The sequence below is a fragment of the Mycobacterium sp. GA-1199 genome (assembly GCF_001500045.1).
GTDB lineage: Bacteria > Actinomycetota > Actinomycetes > Mycobacteriales > Mycobacteriaceae > Mycobacterium.
Map to the genome: position 1 here is coordinate 40,305 of NZ_LQIX01000024.1, position 11,404 is coordinate 51,708.

The window sequence follows — 11,404 nt, forward strand, 5'->3', positions numbered from 1 at the left end:
GGTGACAGCGCCCGAATTCGCCTTCCGGCCGCAACTCGCCGAGGACGTAGCACGTTTCGTGCGCAAGCGCATCTTCGACGGCACCTACGCCGCCGGTGAGTACGTGCGGCTGGACCAACTGGCCGCCGAACTCGGCATCAGTGTCACCCCGGTCCGCGAGGCGCTGTTCGAGCTGAAGGCCGAAGGGCTCCTGGCCCAACAGCCACGGCGCGGATTCGTCGTGTTACCCGTGACGGGCCGCGATCTCACCGACGTGTCGAATGTTCAGGCCTACATCGGTGGGGAGCTCGCGGCGCGCGCCGCGGCCAACATCACCGACGAGCAGTTACGCGACCTGAAGCAGATCCAGTCCGACCTGGAATCCGCATATGCCGCCGCCGACGACGAGCGGGCGGTACGGCTCAACCACGAGTTCCACCGCGCCATCAACGTCGCCGCGGACTCGCCCAAGCTCGCGCAGCTGATGTCGCAGATCACTCGCTACGCCCCCGAATCGGTGTTCCCGGTCATCGCGGGTTGGCCGGAGAAGTCGAACGATCACCACCGCAGGCTGCTGGCCGCGCTGGAGCAGCACGACCAGGCCCTCGCCCGGGCCGAGATGTCCGAGCACCTCGCCGCGGGCGCGAAGCCCTTGATCGACCACCTCACAGAGCGGGGCGTGGTCACCTGACCCGCTCGCGCAGGACCTCGCGCAGCGCCAGGACGTCGACCTTGCCCGACGCCTTGCGGGGGAGGTCGTCGTCGTTGCCGGTGACAAGCCACACCGTCGGTACCTTGAAGCCGCTCAACCGGGTTCGCGCCTCCGCGCGCAACTCGTCGACGGGGCGTTCCGACACCACGGCGGCGCCGACGGCACCCGCCACGTCGGTCACGATCGCGTTGTGCACGCCGTCGATGGTCCGCAACGCGCGCTCCACCTCGCTGGGATAGACCGTCGCGCCGCTGACCTTGAACATGTCATCGCAACGGCCGTGAGAGAACATGAAGCCCTCTTCATCGACATGCCCGAGGTCACCGGTGGGGTAGAAGCCGTCACGGGTGAACACGTCTTCGCGGCTGCGGCGGCAGATTCCACGCATGACATGTGGCCCGCGGATCTGGATCATTCCGATGGTCCCGGTCGGCACCGGCACACCGCTGTCGGTGTCGACGATGCGGACCTCCATGCCGTCGAAGGGTTTTCCGCAACTGCCCCATGCCGAGCGCGGCATATCGGTGTCGGCGGGATAGCCGCAGTAGGGTCCGAATGACTCGGTCATGCCGAACAAATTGGCCCGCGCGCCGGGGGCCGCGCGCTGCTCGGGTGGCAGCAACGCCTCCATGCTGCCGGGCCGCAGCTCCGAAAGGTCAGCTCCCACGGTGACGTTCGCGCGTGCCATCGCCGCCGCCTGGTCGGTCCAGCCGCGGAACAGGGTGACGCGTTCACGTTCGAGTAGCCGCAAGGTCGTCTCCGGTCGCGGGATCTCCTCGGTCACCAGCGTGGCGCCGGTCAGCAACGCGGACAGCAGACCGCCGGCCAACCCGCCCACCCAGAAGAACGGCATCGGCAGATACAACCGGGTGTCGGCGCAGATGCAACGCGCCGCCAGACCGGATCGCACCGCGTCCAAAGCGTTGCCGTGCGAGTGGATCACACCCTTGGGCGGGCCACTGCTGCCGGAGGTGAACATGATCGCCAACGTGTCGCTCGGGGTGACGGCGGCCGCGATCTCGTCGACGGGCGCCGCGCCGCCCGGGGGCAGCCGGTCCGCGCGCCAAACCTGGCGCAGGGCGGGAAGACTGCCGCGCTCGGCGCGGATGTCGTCGAGGTAGCGGTGGCCGCGGAACTCCTCGACGGCCACCACGAACTGCACCGCGGCCATGCGAAGCTGGGCCGCGAGTTCGGGTGGCTGCAACAGCGTGCTCAACGGCACCAGTACGGCGCCGACGCGGGTCAGCGCGATCGCGATCCGCACCCACTCGACGCTGTTGGGCATGATCAACGCGACCCGATTGCCCTTGCCTACGCCCGCAGTCACGAAGGCCGCGGCCAACTCATGCGTGGCGTCGTCGAGCTCGGCATAGGTCATCCTGGCCGACGGGTCGATCACCGCCGGCTTGTCGCCATGTTCGGCGGCTCGCAGCCGCACCACCGCGTCGATCGTTTCAGACATCGAAAACCTCTGCCAAACGGGACAAGTCGACCTTTCCGCTCGACAACACCGGGATATGGGCGGCGGGCACGGCGGCGAACCGCCGGGGGATCTTGTAGGCCGACAACTCGGCCTTGAGTCGTTCGCGGCAGGAGGCCTCGTCGAACGACGCGCCGTCCTCCAGCGCGACGACCGCGGCGACGAGCTGGCCGCGGTCGGCGTCGGGGAGGCCGATCACGTGCGCGACAGCGCCGCCGGTCACCTTCGCGATCGCCCGTTCCACCTCGGCGGGTGCGACATTGGCGCCCGCGGTCTTGATCATCGAGCCGCGGCGACCGACGAAATAGAAGAAGCCGTCGGTGTCCGTGCGGACGAGGTCGCCGGTGTGGAACCAGCCGTCGGCGTCGAAGCACTCCTCGCGGCTGCGCTTGTAATAGCGCTGCATCATGAACGGCCCACGGGCGCACAGTTCACCGACGGCGCCGGCGCCCACGGGTGCTCCGGTGTCGGGCTCGACGACCTTGACGTCGAATCCGGGTACCGGCTTGCCGAACGATCCGCGCCGGTGCTCGGGCTGATCGGATTCGTCGGCGCAGGCCAGGATGACGCTGCCGGATTCGGTCATGCCGAGCATGGTGTGGCGCAGTTCGGGGTCGGCGGGCCGGACGTCGGGTGCCATGATCGGGTACAGGTTGCCTCGCCTGATCGACGACAGATCGCGGCTCGGCAGGCTGGGGTGGCGGGCCAGGTGTGCGATACCGGCCACGAACCCGTTGGTCATCGTCGGCTTCTCGGCCTCCAGCAGATCGAGCGTCTCGCCGGCATCGACGGCGTTGGAGCACAACAGCGTTGCGCCTGCGAGAAGTGTGGCCAGTACGGAGTAGGCGCACCCGCCGATCCAGAAGAACGGCGAATTGCTGAACAGCTTCACCTCGGCGGTCAGCCCGCGGATCTCGTTGAGCACCAACTGGTGGTCGAGCAGCCCCGCGTGTGTATGCACCACGCCCTTGGGCGCGCTGGTCGACCCCGACGTGTAGATGATCGCCAATTCGTCGCACGGCTCGACGTCGTCTTCGAGCGCGGTCAGCAGTTCGGCGTCGGCGAGCTCCGGGGGCTCGGTGTCGACGAGAACGTGGCGCAGCAGCGGAAGGCCTGTGACGTCGGCGAGCCGTTGCCGGTAGTCGTGGGACCGGTACGACGCTGTGGCCAAGAGGATCTCGACGTCGGCGTGGCCGAGTTGTTCGCGCATTTCCGGTGCGGTCGCCAGCGTCGAGACCGGGATGACGACGGCGCCGATCCGCGCGGCGGCCAGCATCGCGACGACGAACGCCGACCCGTTCGGATACAGCACGCCGACGTGCGTGCCCTTGCCCGCGCCGAGACCGATCAGTCCCCGAGCCAACAGGGCCGATCGGTGTTCGGCGTCGGCATAGTTCAAGCGGTCCGCATCGCAGATCAGCAGAGGGTGATCACCGCGCGCGGCGGCCTGCGCTCGCAGCACCGAGCCGACGGTGCGATCAGGCATTGTCGACGGTGGCTTCGACTGTGAAGTGTTGCCGCACCGCGCTCAGGTCGGGCTTACCCGACGGCGTGCACGGCATCTGTTCGACGATCGCGATCGCCGTGGGAACCTCGTAGCGGGCCAGGCGGTTTCGCAGGAACTCCTCGAGCGTCGCGGCATCGACGGGTTCGCGGGGCTGCACCATCGCCACCGGCGTCTCGCCGAGTCGTTCGTCGGGCCGACCGACCACGGCGGCGCTGTGCACCGCGGGGTGGCTCTCCAGTGCTGCGCGGACATCGTCGGGCATGACCTTGAAACCGCCGCGAATGATCGCCTGATCGGCGCGTCCCAAGATCCACACGAACCCGTCGGCATCGATGCGGGCCATGTCGGTGGTGCGCATCCAGTTCGCTGCCGGACCCAACTGGCCGGGCTTGACCTCGAGCAGGCCGGGCGCATCGACGCCGAGGGGGCGCCCGTCGTGGTCGACGACGCGCAGCTGTGCGCCGAGGCTGGCTCGCCCCACACTGCCCCGCTTGGTCTGCCAGTACTGGTGGTAATCGGCCAGCGTCCAGCCGGCGACCCCGCCGCCGAACTCGGTTGCGGCGTAGGACGTCAGAACCGGTATGCCGAACTTCTCGGTGAACGCGTCGGCGTCCTCGGCGGACAGCGGTGCGGTTCCGGAGGTGACCGCTTGGATGCCGGCCAGATCGTCGCGGGTCAGCTCCGAGTGCAACACCGTGCGCAGTGCGGCCGGCACGAGCGACACCGCGCGTGGACGGTGCCGTCGCACCGCGTCGGCCCAGCGGTTCAGCTCGAAGCGGTCGAGCAGGACGAACGAACGCCCCTCGCAGACGCACTGCAGCACCCGAAAGACCCCACCGATGTGCACCAGGGGCGCGTTGACGATGGCCACCCCGCCTCGCAGTTGCCTCGGCGGTGGCGCCTCGTCGTAACCTTTGCCGATCACGCTGTGCGCCAACATGTCGTACGTCAGATCGATCCGCTTGGGCGGCCCCGTCGTGCCGCTGGTCAGCATCCGCACCGCAACACCGATGCGGTTCTCCTCTGGCATCAGGGCGCGCGCCGCGGTCAGACGGATGGGATCGGAGACCGTCGAGATGGCCACCATGTCGGTGCCCGGAGTGCGCACCAACCGCGTCAGGTCCTGCTGTTCGCCGATCACCACCGGTAGCGCAAGCGCGTCGAGGTCGGGCCTGATGCGGTCGTCGCCGCGGGAGGGGTTGACGACCACCACGGTGCCCCCGCCCAGCAGGACACCGAGGAAGCTCGCGACGTGGGCAGGCGTGTTGCGCAACAACATTCCGACCTGCCGACCCGTCACCCCGACACCGTGGATCTGGGCGGCCAGTCCGGCCAACTGGCCCCACGTGACCCATTCGCCGTCGTATTCGATGGCGGGCGCGTCCGCATCGAGGGCGAGGACATCCCTGATGCGTTGGCGCAGCGCGTGATCACCCATCATCGGATCCTCGGTTCGGACCGTACGATCGGCGGCGCTTGGGCCAGCTCGGCCTGGCCGAGCGGATTGCCCAGCCGGGTGTAGATCAGGTTCTGCTCCATCGCCGCGCGGTACGGCTTCTCCAGCGACTCCCAGATCGCCTTGACGGTGCCTTGTGTCGCCGACGGTGGCTTTGCGGCGATGCCGGCGGCGATCTCATGCGCTCGCGTCCACAGGCGGTCGACGGGCACCACCTCGGTCACCAGGCCCATCTGCAGTGCCGTGGCGGCGCTGATGCGTTCGTCGTTGCCCATCAACGCGATTCGCAGCGACTGGGCCAGCCCGACGCGACGCATCAGCCCGATTGGCTCCAGCGCGCACACCAGGCCGGCGCTCACGTGGGAGTCGAAGAAGGTGGCATCTTGCGAACAGATGACCACGTCGGCCTCGTTGAGGAAGTAGAACGCCCCCGCGGTGCACATGCCTTGTACCGCGCAGACGACCGGCTTCCACATCTTCTGCCACTTCGGGCTGAGGTGCTCGCCGGGATCCTCGTGGTTCCATACGTTGTCCGGCTGGCCGTAGGACGCCTTGATGTCCAGGCCCGCGCTGAACGCGCGGTCGCCCGCCGCGCGGAGCACCACCGCGTTGACGGCGTCGTCGTTCTTGACCAGGTGCCACGCCTGCGACATCTCCTCGCACATGGTGCGGTTGAAGGCGTTCAGCGACTCCGGTCGGTTCAGCGTGATGGTCGCGACGTGGTCGGTGGCGTCCACATCGAGGGTGATCGTCTCGAATGTCACCGGCGCGTTCATCGGCACTGCCAGTTGGGGGCGCGCTTCTCCATGAAAGCCTTGGGGCCCTCGGCGGCGTCGTCGGTGCGGACCACCCGCTCACGGAACGTCTCGGCGAGGATCTCGGCCTCGTGCAGCGGTAGGTCCAGCGTCTTGTGGATGGCCAGCCGGGTGCCACGGACCGCAAGCGGGGCATTGGAGTTCACGATGTCGGCGATCTCGTGCGCGCGCTCCAACAGCCGGTCGTGCTCCACGACTTCGCTGATCATCCCCAGCTCGTAGGCCCGTTCGGCACTCATCCGCTCATGTTTCCCCATCAGCGCCATGCGCAGCGCGATGTTGCGGGGCAGGATCCGCGCCAGGCGGACCATTTCGCGTCCCGCGACCAGCCCGATGCTCACGTGCGGATCGAAGAACGTGGCTTTGTCGGAGGCGATCGCGATGTCGCCGGTGGTGATCCAGTCCAGCCCGGCGCCACAACACAATCCGTTCACCGCCGTCAGGACCGGCTTGGCCATCCGCCGGAACGGGGGAGTGCCCTCCTGCGGGGCCTCCCACTGTTCGTAGGTGGACAGATACGGCCGCTCGTAGATGACGCGGCCGTCCTCGGGGATCTCGCCGACGTCGGCGCCGGTGCAGAACGCGCGGCCCGTGCCCGTCACGATCAGGATCCAGATGTCGTCGTCGTTCTCGGCTTCGTCGTAGGCGGCGCGAAGTTCGGTGACCATGTGCGGGCTCAGCGCATTGAGCGCATTCGGCCGGTTCAAGGTGATCGTGGCCTTGTGCCCGTCGACTTCGTATTTGATGTCGTCAAAAGTGTGGGACATTCCTGTTCCTATCCCTCAGCGCCCTTGGAATTCCGGCGGGCGCTTGTCACGGAACGCCGCCAGCCCTTCTTTGAAATCGGTGGTCCGGCAGGATAACTCGACGTTGTAGAGCTCCCTGTTCATGGTGTCGGAGAGCGATGCGTGCTGGCCGTAGTGGATGGACTGTTTGGCCAGGCCGAGCGCGACGGTCGGTCCGGACGCCAACCGCTCGACGAGTTCGTCGCTCACCGCAGACAATTCGGATTCAGGTACCGCGGCGTGGATCAGGCCCCACTCGGTCGCGTCGGCGCCGCTGACCTTCTCGCCCAGCAGCAGCATCCGCTTGGCGCGTGCCAGGCCGATGAGCCGGGGCAACAGCCAGGACGAACCCGAGTCGGGGCTGAAACCGCGGCCGAGGAACGGCTCCCAGAACACGGCGTCTTCCGCGGCGACGGTGAAGTCGGCTGCCAGCGCGAGGTTGCACCCCAGGGCAGCGGCCCATCCGCGCACCGTGCACACCACCGGCAGGTGCAGCGTGTGGATCAGTTCGACGACCCGGTGTGCGGTGTGGGGTTGGCGCCGGACGATATCCCCGGTCCGCGGGCGCTGACCACCGGCATTGGACGCCACCCAGTCCACCCCCGCGCAGAAATCCGACCCGTCGCCGCGGATGAGCACGACCCGCAGGGAGTCGTCGGTGGCGGCGGCGGTCAACGTCGCTACGAGTGTGTCGGTCATGCTGCGGCTCAACGCGTTACGCCGCGCGGGCCGGCTCAGCTTGATGCGCAGTATCGCGTCGTCGCGTGATGTCTGCACCACGCCCTCGTCGGCCGCATCGGTCACCGTTGAATCCGCCAATCTCGAGCTATACGGTTAGACATACAGTATTGCTATCTTGTACAAGTTAGCAAGGACAGCGGTCGAATAGACGGCGCCGCCGACGAGAGGCCATCGATGGCACAGGACACGCCCAGCTACGGCGAGCAACCGCTGGCGCAGACCGTCGCCGCCGCGGGCGCCCTTCGCCGACTCAGCAGTCTGCTGCTCTCGCTCGAACACGAACATTCGACCGTCGATGTGATGCTGCGCCAGATCGACGAGTGGGAACGCGAGCTCGCGTCGGCGGCACCCCCGGATCCGACACCGCGCATCGGACCCGACGCCGCCGAGTCGCAACGCGTCTACCTCGACCACGCCTTCGACATCGGCGCCTACAACCCGGCGTTCCCCGAATACACCGTCGACGAGCTAGGCGCCGACACCGCGTCGGGGCGGGTCACGTTCCCGGTCGTGTTCGAAGGTCCGCCGGGCCTGGTCAACGGTGGATTCCTCGCGGTGTTCTTCGACTGCGTGACCCAGCACCACAGCTGCGCGACCGGCCGAACCGGCAAGACCCGCTCGCTGACCGTCACCTTCCGCAGGCCGACGCCGATCCTCACCGAGCTGAGGTTCGACGTGGCCCGCGCGGAGGCCGACGGTCGCGTGACGTCCACGGCACGGCTGCTGCTCGGTGACGAGGTGTTGTGCACCGGCGAGTTCAGCACGTCGGCGTCCTCACCAGAGCGGCTGTCGGTCTTTCAGTTCGGGAAGCGCCGGACGAGATGACCAACGCGCACAGGATTCGTCAGCCGCGAGTGGCGGAGATCATCGCCGCGCGGTTGCGGGACGACATCCTGTCCGGGCGGCTCAAGGAGGGCGATGTGCTGCCGTCTCAAGACGGCCTGCTCGCCGAGTTCGGAGTGAGCCCTCCGGCGTTGCGTGAGGCGATCCACATCCTCGAGACGGACGGGCTGATCTCGGTGCGGCGGGGCAATATGGGCGGTGCGATCGTGCATCAACCGTCGGCGGACCGGACCGCGCACATGATCAGCATGGTGTTGCAGGCGCGCTCGGCGACACCGGCGGACGTCAGCGGCGCGTTGCTGCACCTCGAACCGATCTGCGCGAGCATGTGCGCCGCCAGGGCCGACCGCATAACCGAGGTCGTACCCCATCTCGAGGACGAGATACGAAGGCAGATCGACGAATTCGACGATCCGGCACGATACGTCCCCAACGCCCGGCGGTTCCACGAAACGATCGTCTCCCGTTGCGGCAACGAGCCGATGATCCTGTTGATCGGCTCCTTGGAGCTGATCTGGTCGGCGCACGAGTCGTCGGTGTGGGGAGACGAGACCGGAGCCGATCCGATGAACGACAAGACGATGCGGGCCGCGCTGCGGGATCACCAACGCCTGCTCGACGCGATCCGCGACGGCAACCAGTCCCGTGCCGCCAAGCTCGCTGCCGACCATCTTGCGGTCGCCCGGCGCAACACGCTCGCGGCCGGAACGGACAAAACCATTGAGGCCAAGCTCATTTCCGACGTTCAGTGAGGACACGCCATGACCAACGCCGATAACCGCGTGCTGTTCGACGTCGACCGCGACAAGCGGATCGCGACCATCACGTTGAACAACCCCGCGCAGCGCAACTCCTACGACGCGGCGATGCGCGAGACGGTCGGCCGTTACCTCGACCAGGTCGCCGAGGACGACGACATCACCGTCGTCCTGCTGCGAGGCGCCGAGGGGGTGTTCAGCACGGGGGCCGATATGAACAACGCCTACGGCTGGTACGGCGATGGCGATGAGCGCTCGCGCGAAGAGCGGAAGGCAAAGGACTCGGCGCAGGCGAAGAGGCGCCCGAGCCAACGTCGACGATTGACGGTGGACCGCAAGTCCTTCGGCTTCTACCACAACTTCATGGGCTTCCCGAAGGTCACGGTGGGGGAGATCAGCGGGTATGCGCTGGGCGGCGGCTTCGAGATGGCGTTGATGACCGACATCTCCGTCATCGCCCGCACCACGAAGATCGGCATGCCCGCGACCCGCTTCCTCGGGCCCGCGCTGGGCAGCCTGCACATGTTCTTCCACCGCCTGGGACCGGTGCTGGCCCGCCGGCTGCTGCTGACCGGCGACATCATCGAGGCCGGCGCGGTCGAACACCTCGGCGTCTTCACCGAGACCTGCGAGGCCGACAAGGTCGCTGCACGGGCCCGGTATTGGGCGGAGAAGGCCGCCAAGATGCCCGCCGACGGAGTCGTGATCGCCAAGGAGGCGTTCCGCCTCGTCGAGCAGAGCCAGGCCTACCAGGGCGAGGAGGTGGCGAGCTACCTGTTCCACGCGTACGGGACGAACCTGCAGTTCGCAGAGGGTGAGTTCAACTTCGTCAAGACCCGCGCGCAGCACGGCACCAAGGAAGCGTTCCGGCTGCGTGACGAGCATTTCCACGTACCCGAGCCCGAGTAGCGGGGTCCGCTACACTAGCTGCTAGTTTTGTAACGCCGCTAACGTCGAAACCCGAGGTAGAAACATGGGAACACCCGTCATCGTCGGTGCCGCCAGGACCGCGATCGGCCGCTCGTTCAAGGGCACGCTGGTCAACACCCCGCCGGAGACGCTGATCACCGCCGTCCTGCCGGAGGTGATCCGTCGCTCGGGTATCGACCCCAACGACATCGACGACCTCATCTTCGCCGAATCTCACTACGGCGGCGGCGATTTGGCGCGCTACGCGGCCGATGCCTGCGGGCTGCCCGATGTTCCGGGCCAGTCGGTGAACCGGCACTGCGCGGGCAGCCTCACTGCGATCGGCAACGCGGCAGCGCAGATCGGTTCCGGCATGGAGCGCGCGCTGATCGCCGGCGGTGTGCAGTCGCTGTCGATGACGCCCCTGGTCAACTGGCGTATCCCGGGCCCTGAACTGAAGTTCGAAGAGAAGTGGATGCCGCCTACCCACGTCGAGACGCCTGACGCGCCGACACGCGACATGTCGATCACCGTCGGGTGGAACACCGCGCAGGCGGTCGGCATCACGCGCGAGGAGATGGACGCCTGGGCGACGCGGTCGCACCAGCGCGCGATCGCCGCGATGGACGCGGGCAAGTTCGTCGACGAGATCGTGCCGCTGAAGGTGCAGCAGTTCGACGGTTCGGTCACCGAGTTCAGTGTCGACGAGCATCCGCGCCGCGACACCACCGTCGAGAAGCTGGCGGGTCTCAAACCGCTGCACCCCGAGATCGAGGGCTTCTCGATCACCGCGGGCAACAGCAGCGGCACGAACGACGCGGCGGCGGCGGTGGCGCTTGTCGACGCCGACTACGCCGGCGCCAACAACCTCACCAGGCTGGCCACCGTGAAAGCCTGGGCCGCAGCGGGTGTGCCGCCGCGCGACTGCGGGCTCGGCGCGGTGAAGGTGATCGGCAAGGTGCTCGACCGCGCCGGCCTCAAGCCGTCCGACGTCGCGCTGTGGGAGATCAACGAGGCGTTCGCATCGGTGCCGATCGCGGCGTGCCGCGAGTACGGAATCGACGAGGAGCTTGTGAACTTCTCCGGAAGTGGTTGCAGCCTCGGCCATCCCATCGCGGCATCGGGTGCGCGGATGGTCACCACGCTGGTCTACGAGCTGCAGCGGCGCGGCGGCGGAATCGGAGTCGCGGCGATGTGTGCCGGCGGCGGCCAGGGCGGCGCCGTCGTCATCGAGGTCTAGCGCCGCTCGATTGTGCATCTGGCGACGAATTTCGGCCGCGGATTCATACGGTCAGTGCAACATCTGTTGTGATTGGAGTTGCGCTATGCCGAGTCCGTTCGAAGTTTCGGTTCGTCGAGATTTCTTTGATCGTGTGTGTCTGGGATCGACTGTTGGAGATGCCGCCCGGGGTGCGGGTG

General features: G+C 67.5%; 11 protein-coding genes. 5 read left to right on the forward strand and 6 right to left on the reverse strand.

Annotated features, from left to right (window positions below):
* Position 1: 1 nt before the first annotated feature.
* On the forward strand, positions 2-670 hold the full coding sequence (locus AU198_RS17145; RefSeq protein WP_064349603.1) for a GntR family transcriptional regulator: 669 nt from the start codon (positions 2-4) through the stop codon (positions 668-670).
* Here AU198_RS17145 and AU198_RS17150 read toward each other — a convergent pair.
* The 6 genes from AU198_RS17150 to AU198_RS17175 are packed head-to-tail and all read right to left on the reverse strand — an operon-like array spanning position 663 to position 7,538.
* A complete protein-coding gene (locus tag AU198_RS17150) occupies positions 663-2,153 on the reverse strand; it encodes a class I adenylate-forming enzyme family protein (protein ID WP_064349574.1) in 1,491 nt (496 codons plus the stop codon). The genes AU198_RS17145 and AU198_RS17150 overlap by 8 nt on opposite strands.
* On the reverse strand, positions 2,146-3,657 hold the full coding sequence (locus tag AU198_RS17155) for a class I adenylate-forming enzyme family protein (protein ID WP_064349575.1): 1,512 nt from the start codon (positions 3,655-3,657) through the stop codon (positions 2,146-2,148). Before AU198_RS17155 ends, AU198_RS17150 begins: the two co-directional genes overlap by 8 nt.
* Positions 3,650-5,116: a class I adenylate-forming enzyme family protein gene (locus AU198_RS17160; RefSeq protein WP_064349577.1), complete on the reverse strand. Its 1,467-nt coding sequence runs from the start codon at positions 5,114-5,116 to the stop codon at positions 3,650-3,652. Before AU198_RS17160 ends, AU198_RS17155 begins: the two co-directional genes overlap by 8 nt.
* On the reverse strand, positions 5,116-5,910 hold the full coding sequence (locus AU198_RS17165) for an enoyl-CoA hydratase/isomerase family protein (RefSeq protein WP_156431642.1): 795 nt from the start codon (positions 5,908-5,910) through the stop codon (positions 5,116-5,118). Before AU198_RS17165 ends, AU198_RS17160 begins: the two co-directional genes overlap by 1 nt.
* A complete protein-coding gene (locus tag AU198_RS17170; protein ID WP_064349579.1) occupies positions 5,907-6,716 on the reverse strand; it encodes an enoyl-CoA hydratase/isomerase family protein in 810 nt (269 codons plus the stop codon). Before AU198_RS17170 ends, AU198_RS17165 begins: the two co-directional genes overlap by 4 nt.
* A gap of 15 nt (positions 6,717-6,731) precedes the next feature.
* Positions 6,732-7,538 carry an enoyl-CoA hydratase-related protein gene (locus tag AU198_RS17175; protein ID WP_064349581.1) on the reverse strand — a complete coding sequence of 269 codons (807 nt, stop codon included), beginning with the start codon at positions 7,536-7,538 and terminating at the stop codon, positions 6,732-6,734.
* 111 nt (positions 7,539-7,649) lie between these two features.
* Between AU198_RS17175 and AU198_RS17180 the strand changes: the two genes are divergently transcribed.
* The 4 genes from AU198_RS17180 (at position 7,650) to AU198_RS17195 (ending at position 11,225) form a co-directional block, all read left to right on the forward strand.
* A complete protein-coding gene (locus tag AU198_RS17180) occupies positions 7,650-8,300 on the forward strand; it encodes a hotdog family protein (RefSeq protein ID WP_064349582.1) in 651 nt (216 codons plus the stop codon).
* Positions 8,297-9,070 (forward strand): FadR/GntR family transcriptional regulator, encoded by a 774-nt coding sequence (locus AU198_RS17185; RefSeq protein ID WP_064349584.1) that lies wholly within the window; start codon positions 8,297-8,299, stop codon positions 9,068-9,070. Before AU198_RS17180 ends, AU198_RS17185 begins: the two co-directional genes overlap by 4 nt.
* A gap of 9 nt (positions 9,071-9,079) precedes the next feature.
* Positions 9,080-9,985 carry an enoyl-CoA hydratase/isomerase family protein gene (locus tag AU198_RS17190; protein ID WP_064349586.1) on the forward strand — a complete coding sequence of 302 codons (906 nt, stop codon included), beginning with the start codon at positions 9,080-9,082 and terminating at the stop codon, positions 9,983-9,985.
* Between the two features lie 64 nt (positions 9,986-10,049).
* A complete protein-coding gene (locus AU198_RS17195) occupies positions 10,050-11,225 on the forward strand; it encodes a thiolase family protein (RefSeq protein WP_064349588.1) in 1,176 nt (391 codons plus the stop codon).
* Positions 11,226-11,404: the final 179 nt, after the last annotated feature.

Excerpts from the sequence above, each read along its gene's own strand:
- AU198_RS17150 (WP_064349574.1), bottom strand. The coding sequence starts at position 2,153 with ATGTCTGAAACGATCGACGCGGTGGTGCGGCTGCGAGCCGCCGAACAT.
- AU198_RS17155 (WP_064349575.1), bottom strand. The coding sequence starts at position 3,657 with ATGCCTGATCGCACCGTCGGCTCGGTGCTGCGAGCGCAGGCCGCCGCG.
- AU198_RS17160 (WP_064349577.1), bottom strand. The coding sequence starts at position 5,116 with ATGGGTGATCACGCGCTGCGCCAACGCATCAGGGATGTCCTCGCCCTC.
- AU198_RS17165 (WP_156431642.1), bottom strand. The coding sequence starts at position 5,910 with ATGAACGCGCCGGTGACATTCGAGACGATCACCCTCGATGTGGACGCC.
- AU198_RS17170 (WP_064349579.1), bottom strand. The coding sequence starts at position 6,716 with ATGTCCCACACTTTTGACGACATCAAATACGAAGTCGACGGGCACAAG.
- AU198_RS17180 (WP_064349582.1), top strand. The coding sequence starts at position 7,650 with ATGGCACAGGACACGCCCAGCTACGGCGAGCAACCGCTGGCGCAGACC.
- AU198_RS17185 (WP_064349584.1), top strand. The coding sequence starts at position 8,297 with ATGACCAACGCGCACAGGATTCGTCAGCCGCGAGTGGCGGAGATCATC.
- AU198_RS17190 (WP_064349586.1), top strand. The coding sequence starts at position 9,080 with ATGACCAACGCCGATAACCGCGTGCTGTTCGACGTCGACCGCGACAAG.
- AU198_RS17195 (WP_064349588.1), top strand. The coding sequence starts at position 10,050 with ATGGGAACACCCGTCATCGTCGGTGCCGCCAGGACCGCGATCGGCCGC.